Origin of the sequence: Rhizobium sp. ZX09, from assembly GCF_017357485.1 — a bacterium.
GTDB classification, from domain to species: Bacteria; Pseudomonadota; Alphaproteobacteria; order Rhizobiales; family Rhizobiaceae; genus Agrobacterium; species Agrobacterium pusense.
Genome location: NZ_CP031363.1, coordinates 1,645,071 through 1,658,649 on the forward strand (window position 1 = coordinate 1,645,071; position 13,579 = coordinate 1,658,649).

Annotated in this window: 17 protein-coding genes; 4 read left to right on the forward strand and 13 right to left on the reverse strand. The window is 58.4% G+C overall.

The window, feature by feature from the left end; all coding sequences use genetic code 11:
* The first annotated feature begins 57 nt into the window (after positions 1-57).
* Positions 58-408: a hypothetical protein gene (locus BTN45_RS08220; protein ID WP_207587170.1), complete on the forward strand. Its 351-nt coding sequence runs from the start codon at positions 58-60 to the stop codon at positions 406-408.
* A gap of 5 nt (positions 409-413) precedes the next feature.
* Here the strand turns inward: BTN45_RS08220 and BTN45_RS08225 are convergent, their stop codons facing one another.
* Both BTN45_RS08225 and ilvD read right to left on the reverse strand, forming a co-directional pair.
* A complete protein-coding gene (locus tag BTN45_RS08225; RefSeq protein WP_207589689.1) occupies positions 414-1,415 on the reverse strand; it encodes a serine hydrolase in 1,002 nt (333 codons plus the stop codon).
* 451 nt (positions 1,416-1,866) lie between these two features.
* Positions 1,867-3,702: a dihydroxy-acid dehydratase gene (gene ilvD / locus BTN45_RS08230; protein WP_006697627.1), complete on the reverse strand. Its 1,836-nt coding sequence runs from the start codon at positions 3,700-3,702 to the stop codon at positions 1,867-1,869.
* A gap of 312 nt (positions 3,703-4,014) precedes the next feature.
* Between ilvD and msrP the strand changes: the two genes are divergently transcribed.
* Genes msrP through BTN45_RS08245 form a run of 3 tightly spaced genes read left to right on the forward strand, consistent with a single transcriptional unit; the run spans position 4,015 to position 5,941 of the window.
* The gene (gene msrP, locus BTN45_RS08235; RefSeq protein WP_184285726.1) at positions 4,015-4,956 is read left to right on the forward strand and encodes a protein-methionine-sulfoxide reductase catalytic subunit MsrP; all 942 of its coding nucleotides are present in this window, start codon (positions 4,015-4,017) and stop codon (positions 4,954-4,956) included.
* 2 nt (positions 4,957-4,958) lie between these two features.
* Entirely contained in the window at positions 4,959-5,624 is a 666-nt protein-coding gene (msrQ, locus tag BTN45_RS08240; RefSeq protein ID WP_004442570.1) for a protein-methionine-sulfoxide reductase heme-binding subunit MsrQ, read from the forward strand.
* A complete protein-coding gene (locus BTN45_RS08245) occupies positions 5,621-5,941 on the forward strand; it encodes a hypothetical protein (protein ID WP_004442573.1) in 321 nt (106 codons plus the stop codon). The genes msrQ and BTN45_RS08245 overlap by 4 nt, the downstream gene beginning before the upstream one ends.
* An 82-nt stretch (positions 5,942-6,023) precedes the next feature.
* Here the strand turns inward: BTN45_RS08245 and rplQ are convergent, their stop codons facing one another.
* From rplQ to rplF, 11 genes are all read right to left on the reverse strand, one after another.
* Positions 6,024-6,449 (reverse strand): 50S ribosomal protein L17, encoded by a 426-nt coding sequence (gene rplQ / locus BTN45_RS08250; RefSeq protein WP_003521014.1) that lies wholly within the window; start codon positions 6,447-6,449, stop codon positions 6,024-6,026.
* A gap of 120 nt (positions 6,450-6,569) precedes the next feature.
* Entirely contained in the window at positions 6,570-7,580 is a 1,011-nt protein-coding gene (locus tag BTN45_RS08255) for a DNA-directed RNA polymerase subunit alpha (protein ID WP_003495228.1), read from the reverse strand.
* A 195-nt stretch (positions 7,581-7,775) separates the two neighbouring features.
* Positions 7,776-8,165, reverse strand: a complete 390-nt coding sequence (rpsK, locus tag BTN45_RS08260) for a 30S ribosomal protein S11 (RefSeq protein WP_003495225.1) — start codon at positions 8,163-8,165, stop codon at positions 7,776-7,778.
* Positions 8,166-8,303: 138 nt separating this feature from the next.
* Positions 8,304-8,672: a 30S ribosomal protein S13 gene (gene rpsM, locus BTN45_RS08265; protein ID WP_003516122.1), complete on the reverse strand. Its 369-nt coding sequence runs from the start codon at positions 8,670-8,672 to the stop codon at positions 8,304-8,306.
* A gap of 299 nt (positions 8,673-8,971) precedes the next feature.
* A complete protein-coding gene (locus BTN45_RS08270; RefSeq protein ID WP_003507790.1) occupies positions 8,972-9,562 on the reverse strand; it encodes an adenylate kinase in 591 nt (196 codons plus the stop codon).
* On the reverse strand, positions 9,559-10,899 hold the full coding sequence (secY, locus tag BTN45_RS08275; protein WP_004442582.1) for a preprotein translocase subunit SecY: 1,341 nt from the start codon (positions 10,897-10,899) through the stop codon (positions 9,559-9,561). The genes BTN45_RS08270 and secY overlap by 4 nt, the downstream gene beginning before the upstream one ends.
* A gap of 328 nt (positions 10,900-11,227) precedes the next feature.
* Entirely contained in the window at positions 11,228-11,707 is a 480-nt protein-coding gene (rplO, locus tag BTN45_RS08280) for a 50S ribosomal protein L15 (RefSeq protein WP_003521009.1), read from the reverse strand.
* 16 nt (positions 11,708-11,723) lie between these two features.
* The gene (gene rpmD, locus BTN45_RS08285; RefSeq protein ID WP_003495212.1) at positions 11,724-11,930 is read right to left on the reverse strand and encodes a 50S ribosomal protein L30; all 207 of its coding nucleotides are present in this window, start codon (positions 11,928-11,930) and stop codon (positions 11,724-11,726) included.
* An 11-nt stretch (positions 11,931-11,941) separates the two neighbouring features.
* A complete protein-coding gene (gene rpsE, locus BTN45_RS08290; RefSeq protein WP_004442585.1) occupies positions 11,942-12,511 on the reverse strand; it encodes a 30S ribosomal protein S5 in 570 nt (189 codons plus the stop codon).
* Between the two features lie 119 nt (positions 12,512-12,630).
* Complete coding sequence (rplR, locus tag BTN45_RS08295) at positions 12,631-12,993, reverse strand: 50S ribosomal protein L18 (RefSeq protein ID WP_003507787.1); 363 nt, start codon at positions 12,991-12,993, stop codon at positions 12,631-12,633.
* A 12-nt stretch (positions 12,994-13,005) separates the two neighbouring features.
* On the reverse strand, positions 13,006-13,539 hold the full coding sequence (gene rplF / locus BTN45_RS08300; RefSeq protein WP_003495204.1) for a 50S ribosomal protein L6: 534 nt from the start codon (positions 13,537-13,539) through the stop codon (positions 13,006-13,008).
* Positions 13,540-13,579 lie beyond the last annotated feature (40 nt).

Here is a 13,579-nt window from a genome sequence, read left to right on the forward strand (position 1 = left end):
CCAGCAAAGGCGTATTTTGGTTTCATCCGCACCAGCAGTCCTCAACAGAGACGAGCCATGCATTTGAAAAAGCCCCTCCTCGCCTGCGGCATCCTTTTTGCTTCCTCGCTCCTCTCACCGGCCGGTGCTGCAAGTTTCGACTGTACGAAATCCGATCTCGCAGCGGATGAAAAGGCCATCTGCGACAACCGCGCCCTGAACGATCAGGACGTGAAGATGGCCACCACCTTCGATATCCTAACCCAGCTGATGGCCATGGGCGCCCGCGACACGTTGCGCGACGAGCAGAGCCAGTGGCTGAAGAAGCGCCAGGAATGCGCAGCCGACGTTGCCTGCCTCACCGGCGCCTATGAGGAGCGCATGAAACGTCTCGGAGAGGCGTTTCAGAGCATCAACCGGCCGCTCTGACCCGATCACACCGCGCGGATGACGTTCTCCATGAGGCCATGCAGCTGGTCGCGATAACCGGTTCGGGCCGATGGCGCGTCTTCACGGGAGGTCATCACGACGGACAGTCGTTTTGCCGGCACGATGTACAGCATCTGCCCGCCATAACCCCAGGCATAATAGACCGTCTCGCCCGCCATCTCCCTGATGAACCAGCAATAACCGTAACCGTCGCCGTTGAAGACCGAATTGGTGCGTTGTCGCCATGATTGCTCGATCCAGTCCTGCGAAATCAACCGCTCACCACCGGGTGTCACGCCGCCTCTGCGGTAAAGCTCACCGAAGACCAGCAGCGACCGCGCGGTCATCGCCATCTGGTTGCCGCCGAGATAGATGCCCTGCGGATCGCGCTCCCAGCCGCCGATGGAAAACCCTTCCAGGGGCCGAAACCAGTCTCGGGCGAGAGAAAGCGTCGAACGGCCGGATGCCTTCGTCAATATCGCCGACAGCAGATGTGTCGACGCCGTGGAATAAAGCATGCCGCCACCCGGCTCTCCGGCGAAACCCGACCCCAAGGCCATCCGCACCCAGTTGCGGCTGGCGACCCAACGGCCGTAATTCGGCCCGGACATGCGCTCCAGACCGGATTGCATTGACAGGAGGTTACCGACGGTGATCCGCTCCAGCCGGGGATCAGGATTTTGCGGAAATTCACCGCGCAGAATGGTCGCGATCGGCTGGTCCGCACCTTGGAGAATCTTGCGGTCGATCGCCATGCCGACCAACGCGGAGATGATCGATTTTGAGGCCGATTTGATATTGGTGGAGCCGTTCAAACCGGCACCATGATAGGCGCGGCTAGCGATCTCCCCGCCATCGATGCTGACGATGACGGTCTTGAGGCTGGAAAACGCATCCGCCTCCCGCAGCAACGGATCGAAACGGACGTTGTTCCCGGCGCTCTGGGCACGGGCAAGTGAGGCGAAGGGTAGCGATGCCATGAGGGCGAGTGCGGTTCGTCTTTTCATGGTGATGAAGTTAGGCATCGCTGCTTTCTGGAAAAGGGGTCGCTGGACGAACATCACTCCAATGTGACTGCCACGCCAGAAAAAATCTGCAGTCATCTCCGCATTTACGGTGGAAAAACAAAACGTTGAAGGGACAACAGGAATCATCCCGCGAAGTAATTGAATCTGTTTGTGAGCCGAATTCACTCCAAATTCAGACAGCAAAAAGCCGCTCAGAGAGCGGCTCAATTTAAATGGAGGTGGAGAGCTTTCTCCTCCGTCCTGCCGGACTTGATCCGGCATCAGGCACGGCGCGTCTGCGCCGTGAGAAGAGTCTCTTGCGATCGAGGACTTGATCGCGCCGGACCCCGGATCCGTCCGGGGTGACGAAGCGTGCTTGTATTGCTCTTCGAGCACTCCGGGAAGAAAGCGACGCATCAGGCGTAACCTTCCAACCCACTCTGCGACAGGATTACTCCGGCAATATCCGCACAGCACCCTTGTCTGCGCTCGACGCAAAGGCCGCATAGGCCTTCAGCGCCGTCGTGACATTGCGCTTGCGCGGTGCTTCCGGCTTCCAGCCCTTCTCTTCCTGCTCGGCCCGGCGCGAGGCCAGTTCCGCGTCGGAAACCTTCAGGTTGATCGTGCGGTTCGGAATGTCGATCTCGATCAGGTCACCCTGACGCACGAGGCCGATGGCGCCGCCCTGTGCCGCTTCCGGCGAGGCGTGGCCGATGGAAAGGCCTGACGTGCCACCAGAGAAGCGACCGTCGGTGATCAGCGCGCAGGCTTTGCCGAGGCCCTTGGATTTCAGGTAGCTGGTCGGATAGAGCATTTCCTGCATGCCCGGGCCGCCCTTAGGACCTTCATAACGGATGACGACGACGTCGCCCGCCTTGACCTCGTTGCCGAGAATGCCCTTAACCGCCGCGTCCTGGCTTTCGTAAACGACCGCCGGGCCGTTGAATTTCAGGATGGACTCATCAACACCTGCCGTCTTCACGATACAGCCGTCGAGCGCGATGTTGCCGTAAAGCACGGCAAGACCACCATCCTTGGAGAATGGTTTCTCGACCGAGCGAATGACGCCATTGTCGCTGTCGGTATCCAGATCGTCCCAGCGCGAGGACTGGCTGAAGGCAACCTGCGTCGGCACGCCGCCGGGGGCCGCCTTGAAGAATTCACGCACCGTCTCGCTGTTGGTGCGGGTGATGTCCCAACGGTCGATGGCGTCACCCAGCGTCGCTTCATGCACCGTATAGGTATCGCGGTTGATCAGACCGCCGCGCTCCAACTCGCCGAGAATGCGCATGATGCCGCCAGCGCGGTGCACATCTTCCATGTGAACGTCCTGCTTGGCGGGCGCGACCTTCGAAAGGCACGGAACCTTGCGGGAAAGACGGTCGATGTCTTCCATGGTGAAATCCACCCCGCCCTCGTGCGCGGCAGCGAGGATATGCAGCACCGTATTGGTGGAGCCGCCCATGGCGATATCCAGCGACATGGCGTTTTCAAACGCCGCCTTGTTGGCGATGGTCCGCGGCAGAACGGTTTCGTCTTCCTGCTCGTAATAACGGCGGGCCAGATCGACGATCAGATGACCGGCCTCGACGAAAAGTCGCTTGCGATCCGAATGGGTGGCAAGCGTCGAGCCGTTACCGGGCAGAGACAGGCCCAACGCCTCGGTCAGACAGTTCATTGAATTGGCGGTGAACATGCCGGAACAGGAACCGCAGGTCGGGCAGGCCGATCGCTCGATAACCTTGACGTCCTCGTCAGAAATCTTGTCATCGGCGGCAGCCACCATGGCGTCGACCAGATCGAGCGCGACGGTTTTGCCATGCAGGACAACCTTGCCCGCTTCCATCGGACCACCGGACACGAAGACGGCGGGGATGTTGAGGCGCATGGCAGCATTCAACATTCCGGGGGTGATCTTGTCGCAGTTGGAAATGCATACCATGGCATCGGCGCAATGGGCATTGACCATATATTCGACCGAGTCAGCAATGATCTCGCGCGAGGGCAGCGAATAAAGCATGCCGTCATGGCCCATGGCGATGCCGTCATCGACCGCGATGGTGTTGAATTCCTTGGCAACACCGCCGGCCGCCTCGATTTCACGGGCAACCAGCTGGCCGAGATCCTTGAGGTGGACGTGGCCGGGCACAAACTGCGTGAAGGAATTGACGACAGCGATGATCGGCTTGCCGAAATCGCTGTCCTTCATGCCGGTGGCGCGCCAAAGGCCGCGCGCGCCCGCCATGTTGCGGCCGTGGGTTGTCGTTCTTGAGCGATAGGCTGGCATGGTGTTTTCCTCAATCTCGGGGCGAAGCGCGCCTGCCCGCAACGCGGTGGAAGCTGCCTCTGCCCTATTTTGCGGTGTTTCTAACGCAAACCGCAAGCGCTGTCACTGTCACCTTAGGGCAAAACAGTACGGTTCGGTACGGTACGCCTTTCCCTTAACGCGGGCGAGCGGACGACGGCCTATCACAAATGCGCGATTTCCGTCTGCCCGGCGCTGTTTTTCCGCAGCAGATTGAAACATATCTGTGCAGCGGCCGTATTGGCTATCATAATCGATTTATCGCCGATGCACCCGGCTTTTGTGGAGGTTCCAATGCCCGCCTATCGTCCGCCCCATATTTCGGCAAGCGAAATCACGCCGAAAAACATCTACCTTTCCAGACGCGGCTTCCTCGGCACAGCGGCGGGCCTTGCGGCAATAGGGCTTGCGGGCCGTGAGGCGGTTGCCGCTCCGCTCGCGGCGAAACCCGGCGCTTACAAGCTGGATGAAAAACTCACGCCGCTTGATGCCGTCACCAGCTACAACAACTTCTACGAATTCGGCGTCGGCAAATCCGACCCCAAGGAAAATTCCGGCAAGTTCAAACCCACACCCTGGACCGTGAAAGTGGATGGCCTCGTTTCCAAGCCACAGGAATTCGGCATCGAAGAGCTGATGAAATATCAGCTTGAGGAACGCACCTACCGCATGCGCTGCGTCGAAGGCTGGTCGATGGTCATTCCATGGATCGGCTTCCCACTTGCAAGCCTGCTCGGCAAGGTCGAACCGCTGGGCAGCGCGAAATATGTTTCCTTCGAGACCGTGGTGCGGCCAGAGGAAATGCCCGGACAGAGCGGCCTGTTCCAGCCCCTGTCATGGCCCTATGTCGAAGGTTTGCGCCTCGATGAAGCCCGCCATCCCCTGACCATCCTTGCCGTCGGCCTTTATGGCGAGACGTTGCCGAACCAGAACGGCGCACCGATCCGGCTTGTCGTGCCGTGGAAGTACGGCTTCAAGGGCATCAAATCCATCGTCCGCATTTCGCTTGTCGAGAAACAACCGGAAACGACCTGGAAAAATTCCAACGCCCGCGAATACGGCTTCTATTCCAACGTCAATCCACATGTGGACCATCCCCGCTGGAGCCAGGCGACGGAGCAGCGCATCGGCGAAGGCGGCTTCTTTGGCACCCAGAACCGCCCTACCCTGATGTTCAATGGCTACGATGAAGTAGCGAGCCTCTACGCCGGCATGGACCTGAAGGCGAATTATTGACCATGGCTTTCGCCTTCACCTTACCCTCTCTGCCGAAGCGTTACCAACCGGCGGCCATCTGGTCGCTGTATGTCATCGGCCTTGCTCCCGGCGTCTGGTATTTCTACCTCGCCGCAACCGGAGGCCTCGGCTTCAACCCGGTCAAGGATTTCGAACACCTCCTTGGCATCTGGGCGCTTCGCTTCCTCTGTCTAGGCCTGCTGGTGACGCCGCTACGCGATCTCTTCAACATCAACCTCATCGCCTATCGTCGGGCGCTGGGCCTGATTGCCTTTTATTACGTATTGGCGCACTTTACCGTCTATCTGGTGCTGGACCGTGGCCTCGTCTTCAGTTCCATCGCCGGTGATATCCTGAAACGGCCCTATATCATGTTCGGCATGGCGGGGCTCGTCATGCTCCTGCCCCTGGCGCTCACTTCCAACCGCTGGTCGATCCGCAAACTCGGCAGCCGCTGGAACACGCTGCATAAACTCGTCTATCTCGTCCTCATCGTCGGCGTCCTGCATTTCGTGCTGGCGCGAAAATCGATCACGCTGGAGCCGGTGTTTTATATCAGCATGATGGTGGTATTGCTCGGCTATCGGCTGGTGCGGCCGACGATCATGGCGCGGAAGCGGGGAAGACGCGCCGTTGGCAATGCACAGCAACGCCCGTCAAAAACATGAAACCGACGGACCAAAACCCGAAAACCTCGCAACGCCCTAAAATTGCCGGCTCCAGTCAAGCGGCTGTTTCAGAGATTTTCAGCATCATGGCAATGGGGATGGCTCTCGCCCCCACTGATATTGCCCGGACGATGAACAGCGGTCATCGGAACGCACTATCAAAGCTTCTCGAACACATTGAGAATGGCGAGATCAATGAAGAAGACCTGCAAAAGCTTTGGCTGGCCCATCATGCTTCGGACCGTGTCGCCCTGATGGCGCCACTTGCCGATCTTATTCGTCAAATCAGCCAATATTCGCCCGATCGCCAGCCTTAAACACAGAAAACAACACAAACAAAAAAGCCGGGCGATCACTCGCCCGGCTTTTTAACTCATGACGCCTGAACGGCGTCAAACCTTATGCAGCTTCGGCAGCAGCAGCTTCAGCGGCAACGCGAGCCTTGTCGGCTGCGCCCTTGGCGTCAACGTCGCGCTCGACGAATTCGATGACGGCGAGAGCGGCATTGTCGCCCTGGCGGAAGCCGGCCTTCATGATACGCAGGTAGCCGCCGTTCCGGTTTGCGTAACGTGCTGCGATCGCGTCGAACAGCTTACGAACAGCGTCCTGATCCTTGATCTGCGAGATCGCCTGACGACGAGCGTGCAGGTCGCCGCGCTTGCCGAGGGTGACGAGCTTCTCAACGATCGGGCGAATTTCCTTCGCCTTCGGAAGCGTGGTGACGATCTGCTCATGGGTGATGAGCGAAGCAGCCATGTTGGCAAACATTGCCTTGCGGTGGCTGGCGGTTCTATTGAGCTTGCGGCCTGAATTACCGTGGCGCATTGCTATTCTCCTTCTACGCAGGTTCCTTCTCTAAGGCCTGCCGTTTCCTGGCACATGCAGATGACTTATCTGCTGTTTGACGGGGAAAGGCAGTCTTTAAGGGGTCTGCCTTTTTGATTGTTAGTACTGGTCTTCGTAACGCTTTGCGAGATCTTCGATGTTCTCAGGCGGCCATGCCGGCACTTCCATGCCGAGGTGGAGACCCATGGAAGCGAGAACTTCCTTGATTTCGTTCAGCGACTTGCGACCAAAGTTCGGCGTGCGGAGCATTTCGGCTTCGGTCTTCTGGATCAGGTCGCCGATGTAAACGATGTTGTCGTTCTTCAGGCAGTTTGCCGAACGAACCGACAGCTCGAGCTCGTCGACCTTCTTGAGAAGCGCCGGGTTGAACGCGAGTTCCGTAACCGATTCTTCTTCTGCTTCCTTCTGCGGCTCGTCGAAATTGACGAAGACGCCCAGCTGGTCCTGAAGAATGCGAGCGGCGAAGGCAACGGCGTCTTCGCCGGAAACCGAACCGTTGGTCTCGATCGTCATGATCAGCTTGTCATAGTCGAGAACCTGGCCTTCACGGGTGTTTTCAACCTTGTAGGACACTTTCTTGACCGGAGAATAGAGGCTGTCCACCGGAATGAGGCCAATCGGGGCATCTTCCGCGCGGTTGCGCTCAGCCGGTACGTAACCCTTGCCGTTGTTGACGGTGAATTCCATGCGGATTTCAGCACCATCGTCGAGCGTGCAGATCACGTGGTCGGGGTTCAGGATCTCGATGTCACCAACCGTCTGGATGTCACCAGCGGTCACGGCACCCGGGCCCTGCTTGCGCACGACCATGCGCTTGGAATCGTCGCCATCCATCTTGATGGCGATTTCCTTGATGTTGAGCACGATATCCGTCACATCTTCCCGAACGCCGGGGATGGAGGAGAATTCGTGCAGGACACCGTCGATCTGCACGGCCGTAACAGCGGCGCCGCGCAGAGAAGACAACAGAACGCGACGCAGCGCGTTGCCGAGGGTAAGACCGAAACCACGCTCCAGCGGCTCGGCAACGAGCGTTGCCTTGGTGCGGCTGGACGAGGTGAACTCGACCTTGTTCGGCTTGATAAGTTCCTGCCAGTTCTTCTGAATCATCTTTAAACCTTCCGTTCGCCGCCACCATCCAATCGTGACGGACCGAGCATGAAAACACCGAGAGGAACCAATTTCAGCGGTTCATCGGTGGGTTCTTGAGCGCAAGTCCGCCGATCGAAATCGACGCGCACACGCCAGATACACGAAAATTCCGCCAGACCTGAGGTAAGGCGGAATTTCCGAACCACGGTCGCGTCAGACGCGGCGCTTCTTGCGCGGACGGCAACCGTTGTGCGGGATCGGCGTCACGTCGCGAATGGAAGTGATCATGAAACCGGCAGCCTGCAGGGCGCGAAGTGCCGATTCACGGCCGGAACCCGGACCGCAAACTTCAACTTCAAGCGACTTCATGCCGTGTTCCTGAGCCTTCTTCGCGCAATCTTCAGCAGCGATCTGGGCAGCAAACGGGGTCGACTTACGCGAACCCTTGAAGCCCTTGGCACCAGCGGACGACCAGGCAATAGCATTGCCCTGTGCGTCGGTGATGGTGATCATCGTGTTGTTGAAGGTCGAATTGACGTGCGCGACGCCAGACGTGATATTTTTGCGTTCGCGACGACGGACGCGTGCGGCTTCCTTGGCCATTTTATACCTTTCATTGATCTCTTCACCGCCGTAACACCAGCGGCTACACCGGCAATCAGCCCGTAACCGAGCTTTTCGCCAAACTCAGAAAGGCTGGCGCGGACTGCACCAGCCTCCCCTTTCCGGAGAACCGGAAAATTACTTCTTCTTACCAGCGATAGCCTTCGCCGGACCCTTGCGGGTGCGGGCGTTGGTGTGCGTGCGCTGACCGCGGACCGGAAGGCCACGACGGTGACGCAGGCCGCGGTAGCAACCGAGGTCCATCAGACGCTTGATGTTCATCGACGTTTCGCGACGCAGGTCGCCTTCGACCTGGTAGTCGCGGTCGATGGCTTCGCGGATCTGAAGAACTTCAGCATCCGTCAGCTGATGAACGCGCTTGTCAGCCGGAAGACCGACCTTGTCCATGATTTCCTGCGCGAATTTCGGACCAATCCCGTGAATGTAGGTCAGCGCAATAACAACGCGCTTCGCAGTCGGGATGTTGACGCCAGCGATACGTGCCACGTCTTTTCTCCTTGGTTCCAGTTGCCATCCGGCAAGTGGTGATTCCATTCGAGCGGCCGACAAGACCGCCAGTTCAAATTGATGTCCGTGACAAGTCAAAACGACCGAACCCGGATCTCCCTTCCCTAAGGGAAATCCGCGCCAGTCGCTTGGGATGTCGCGAGTTGGCGCGGTGTTTAACGGAATCAGCGCAAAAAAGCAACCGGCTCCGCCAAGATTCTTTTGCGATCCAAGGGATCAGCCGCCTTTCGAAAAGGAAGATGGGCAAGAACGTAGTCCTCGCCCATTCATTCCTTCGGTCAGGCAGAGGCTTTCTCGAGAACGCGCTCGATGGCCTCGGTGACGGCATCGACATCTGCCATGCCATCCAGCGTCACCAGTTCGCCCTGTTCGCTGTAATAAGCTGACAGCGGCGCAGTCTTTTCGCGATATTCCGTCAGGCGCTTGCGGAAAGCTTCCGGATTATCGTCAGAGCGAACAGTGCCGCCGGCGGCAATGGTTTCAGCCACGCGATTTTCGATTCGGCGAATCAAAGCCTCTTCGTCCACCTTGAGTTCGATGACGGCGTCGAGCACCAGGTTCTTCTTGCGCATGTTGTCGGCAAGCGCCTTCGCCTGCGGAACGGTGCGCGGATAACCGTCGAGAATAAAGCCCTTGGCACAGTCAGGAGCTTCGATACGTTCGGAAACGATCTGATTGACGATATCGTCGGATACCAGCCCGCCGGCGTCCATGACGGCCTTGGCGCGCTTGCCGATTTCGGTGCCCGCGCTGACCGCAGCGCGCAGCATGTCACCGGTTGAAAGCTGGGGGATCCCGTACTTGTCAGTAAGCCGCTTGGCCTGGGTTCCCTTGCCCGCACCCGGCGGACCCAAAAATATCAGTCTCATCGTCCCCTCTTTCCTCCACGCAACTTCGACTTCTTGATCAGACCTTCATACTGCTGGGCGATCAGGTGACCCTGAATCTGCGCAACCGTATCCAGAGTTACACTGACAACGATCAAAAGCGAAGTACCACCAAGGGCTAATGGAATGCCCGTACGTGCGATAAGTGTCTCAGGAAGGATACAGACGAAGACCAGATAAATCGCGCCGACCACAGTGATGCGGGTCAGAACGTAATCAATGTACTCCGCAGTGCGCTCGCCCGGACGGATGCCCGGAATGAAGCCGCCATGCTTCTTGAGATTGTCAGCCGTATCCTTCGGATTGAATACGATCGCCGTGTAAAAGAAGGCGAAGAAAGCAATCAGCAGGCCATAAAGCGCCATGAACAGCGGCTGGCCGTGTTGCAGCGAGGCGATGATCGAGGTCGCCCAGGTCGGCAGGTTGGTGTTACCCGCAAAGCCTGCAGCCGTTGCCGGCAGAAGCAGCAGCGACGATGCGAAGATCGCAGGAATGACGCCGGCCGTGTTAAGCTTCAGCGGCAGGTGCGAGGTATCGCCCTGGAACATGCGGTTCCCGACCTGTCGCTTCGGATATTGGATCAACAGACGGCGCTGCGCACGCTCCACGAAGACGATGAGGGCAATGACGCCGATTGCAACGACGACGACCGTCAGGATGAGCGGGGTCGAAAGCGCACCGGTGCGGCCGAGTTCCAGCGTGCCGGCCAGGGCCTTGGGCAGACCGGCGGCAATGCCCGCGAAGATGATCAGCGAAATACCGTTGCCGATACCGCGCGAGGTGATCTGTTCGCCGAGCCACATCAGGAACATCGTGCCGCCGAGCAGCGTGATGACGGTGGAAATGCGGAAGAACCAGCCCGGATCAACGACAAGGCCGTTACCGCTTTCGAGGCCGACCGCAATGCCATAGGCCTGCAGCGTGCCGAGCAGCACCGTGCCGTAACGGGTGTACTGGTTGATGATCTTGCGGCCGGCTTCGCCTTCCTTCTTCAACGCTTCGAGCGAAGGCACGACCGAGGTCATGAGCTGCACGATGATCGAAGCGGAGATGTAAGGCATGATGCCGAGGGCGAAAATCGCCATGCGCTCGACAGCGCCACCCGCAAACATGTTGAAAAGACCGAGAATACCGTTGGCCTGGCCACGGAAGGCCTGCGCATAGGCTTCAGGGTTCAGGCCCGGAAGCGGAATATGGGTGCCGAGACGGTAGACGAGAAGTGCGGCAAGAGTAAACCAGAGACGCTTTTTCAGATCCTCCGCCTTAGCGAAGGTCGAAAAATTCAGGTTCGAAGCCAGTTGTTCCGCTGCTGAAGCCATAAATTTCTCCGAATGACCCTTGCCAGCCAGCGCAACCGGCCGATGCGGAAAGGTCTAAAAGATACTGGTCAAAACCGGGCTTCGGACAAACGCGGCTCTGCGCCGCCATCATGCCTCACCCTGTTTTTTATGTCCTATCCCCTCCCCTATGGAAGTTCAAGAACTGTGAGGCTCTCCCTGCAGCACTTTCTGCCGCAAGCGGGGCCGAGGAAGCACACCGCGAAGAGATTTCCCTGATGCTCTATAAATCGATTTAGATCGAAAGCAACAGTGGCCAGGGAGCGCAAACGCCCGGAGCGACAAGCCCCGGGCGCCTGAAGTCTATATATTACTCGGCGGCTTCTGCTGCAACTGCGAGAAGCTTGATCGAGCCGCCAGCCTTTTCGATCTTTTCGATTGCGGGCTTGGAAGCACCGGCAACTTCGAAAGCGACCTTAGCCTTCAGCTCGCCGTCGGCGAGAATACGAACGCCGTCCTTGGCGCGGCGGATAACGCCGGCAGCCTTGAGAGCAGCAGCATCGATCGTTGCGGAAGCGTCAAGCTTCTTGGCGTCGATGGCGGTCTGAATGCGGCCGAGCGATACGACAACATATTCGGAAGCGAAGATGTTGTTGAAACCGCGCTTCGGCAGACGACGGTAGATGGGCATCTGACCGCCTTCGAAGCCGTTGATGGCGACGCCCGAACGAGCCTTCTGACCCTTCACACCGCGACCACCGGTCTTGCCCTTGCCGGAACCGATACCGCGACCTACGCGGATACGATCCTTGGAGGCGCCTTCGTTGTCTCTGATTTCATTGAGTTTCATGATAGGTTACTCCGTCTCACTTCTCGTCAACGACGCGAACGAGATGCTGGACCGCACGGATCATGCCGCGAACCGCCGGAGTGTCTTCCAGGGTACGCTGACGATGCATCTTGTTGAGACCCAGACCCACCAGCGTCTGACGCTGGATTGCCGGGCGGCGAATAGGGCTGCCGATCTGTTCGACCGTAACAGTCTTCTTGGCTTCAGTAGTTTTCTTGGCCATGATCCAGCTCCTTATTCTTCAGAAGCGTTGCCGGAAGCGGCACGACGAGCCTGAAGGGTCGCATACTTCAGACCGCGCTGTGCTGCGATGTCCTTCGGATGAACCTGATGCTTCAGAGCGTCGAACGTCGCGCGAACCATGTTGTACGGGTTCGAAGAACCGGTCGACTTGGCAACAACGTCATGAACGCCGAGCGTTTCGAAAACGGCGCGCATCGGACCACCGGCGATGATACCGGTACCGGCCTTGGCCGAACGCAGCAGAACCTTGCCTGCGCCGTGACGGCCATTGACGTCGTGATGCAGCGTGCGGCCATCGCGCAGCGGAACGAAGATCAGATCGCGCTTTGCGCTTTCAGTCGCCTTGCGGATCGCTTCCGGAACTTCACGAGCCTTGCCGTGACCGAAACCAACGCGACCCTTCTGGTCGCCAACGACGACGAGAGCGGCGAAACCGAAACGACGGCCACCCTTAACAACCTTTGCAACGCGGTTGATCGCGACCAGCTTGTCGACGAATTCGCTATCGCGCTCTTCGCGGTTCTGACGCTCTTCGCGGGAACCTCTTTTATCCTGTGCCATTGTCCTTGTCCTTTTTCTTTTACGGGTGGAACGGCAAACGAAAAGACCAGCGGCCCCGAAGACGAGATCCGCATGGTCCGGTGAAATTCCGCCCGGATCGATGTCCGGGCGGAAAAAAATCAGAAGTTCAGGCCGCTTTCGCGGGCTGCATCTGCCAGAGCCTTGATACGGCCGTGATAGATGAACGCGCCACGGTCGAATACAACATCCTTGACGCCAGCCTTGACGCCGCGCTCGGCAACCAGCTTGCCGACAACAGCTGCTGCTGCAACGTCGGCGCCAGTCTTGAGCGAGCCGCGCAGATCGGCTTCGAGCGTGGAGGCAGACGCAAGCGTCTTGCCAGCAACGTCATCGATGATCTGGGCGTAGATGTTCTTCGACGAGCGATGAACCGACAGGCGCGGGCGGCCGTTGGCAACCGCCTTGATCTGGCGGCGCACACGGCTCGCGCGACGTGCAAGTGCTTCTTTCCTGCTAGCCATTTCGCGTGATCCTTACTTCTTCTTGCCTTCTTTGCGTACAATACGCTCTTCAGCGTACTTTACGCCCTTGCCCTTGTAGGGCTCGGGACCGCGGTATTCGCGGATTTCCGCGGCAACCTGGCCAACCTGCTGCTTGTTGATGCCGGAAACGATGATTTCCGTCGGCTTCGGAACGGCAATGGTGATGCCGACCGGAGGCTCGTAAACAACGTCGTGGCTGAAACCGAGAGCCAGCTGCAGGTTCTTGCCCTGCATGGCGGCACGGTAACCAACGCCGTTGATTTCGAGCTTGCGCTCATAGCCGTCCTTAACACCCTTGAAGATGTTCTCGATCATCGTGCGGGACATGCCCCACTTCGAACGAGCTTCCTTGGTGCCGTTAGCCGGCGTTACGGAAACGCCGTTATCTTCGAGCTTCAGCTGAATGTCGTCGTTAGCGACGAAAAACAGTTCACCCTTCGGGCCCTTAGCAGTAACCTTCTGGCCGTCGACATTGGCCGTCACACCTGCGGGAACCGGAACGGGCTTTTTACCGATACGAGACATTATTCAATCCTGTCTGTTCGTTATGGAGATCCTTGCTCGG

Excerpts from the sequence above, each read along its gene's own strand:
- BTN45_RS08220 (WP_207587170.1), top strand. The coding sequence starts at position 58 with ATGCATTTGAAAAAGCCCCTCCTCGCCTGCGGCATCCTTTTTGCTTCC.
- rpmD (WP_003495212.1), bottom strand. The coding sequence starts at position 11,930 with ATGGCCAAGAAAACTACTGAAGCCAAGAAGACTGTTACGGTCGAACAG.
- rplQ (WP_003521014.1), bottom strand. The coding sequence starts at position 6,449 with ATGCGCCACGGTAATTCAGGCCGCAAGCTCAATAGAACCGCCAGCCAC.
- BTN45_RS08245 (WP_004442573.1), top strand. The coding sequence starts at position 5,621 with ATGAAACCGACGGACCAAAACCCGAAAACCTCGCAACGCCCTAAAATT.
- ilvD (WP_006697627.1), bottom strand. The coding sequence starts at position 3,702 with ATGCCAGCCTATCGCTCAAGAACGACAACCCACGGCCGCAACATGGCG.
- rplR (WP_003507787.1), bottom strand. The coding sequence starts at position 12,993 with ATGGCTAGCAGGAAAGAAGCACTTGCACGTCGCGCGAGCCGTGTGCGC.
- BTN45_RS08225 (WP_207589689.1), bottom strand. The coding sequence starts at position 1,415 with ATGAAAAGACGAACCGCACTCGCCCTCATGGCATCGCTACCCTTCGCC.
- rplF (WP_003495204.1), bottom strand. The coding sequence starts at position 13,539 with ATGTCTCGTATCGGTAAAAAGCCCGTTCCGGTTCCCGCAGGTGTGACG.
- secY (WP_004442582.1), bottom strand. The coding sequence starts at position 10,899 with ATGGCTTCAGCAGCGGAACAACTGGCTTCGAACCTGAATTTTTCGACC.
- msrP (WP_184285726.1), top strand. The coding sequence starts at position 4,015 with ATGCCCGCCTATCGTCCGCCCCATATTTCGGCAAGCGAAATCACGCCG.
- rpsK (WP_003495225.1), bottom strand. The coding sequence starts at position 8,165 with ATGGCCAAGGAAGCCGCACGCGTCCGTCGTCGCGAACGCAAAAATATC.
- BTN45_RS08255 (WP_003495228.1), bottom strand. The coding sequence starts at position 7,580 with ATGATTCAGAAGAACTGGCAGGAACTTATCAAGCCGAACAAGGTCGAG.
- rpsE (WP_004442585.1), bottom strand. The coding sequence starts at position 12,511 with ATGGCACAGGATAAAAGAGGTTCCCGCGAAGAGCGTCAGAACCGCGAA.
- msrQ (WP_004442570.1), top strand. The coding sequence starts at position 4,959 with ATGGCTTTCGCCTTCACCTTACCCTCTCTGCCGAAGCGTTACCAACCG.
- rplO (WP_003521009.1), bottom strand. The coding sequence starts at position 11,707 with ATGAAACTCAATGAAATCAGAGACAACGAAGGCGCCTCCAAGGATCGT.
- BTN45_RS08270 (WP_003507790.1), bottom strand. The coding sequence starts at position 9,562 with ATGAGACTGATATTTTTGGGTCCGCCGGGTGCGGGCAAGGGAACCCAG.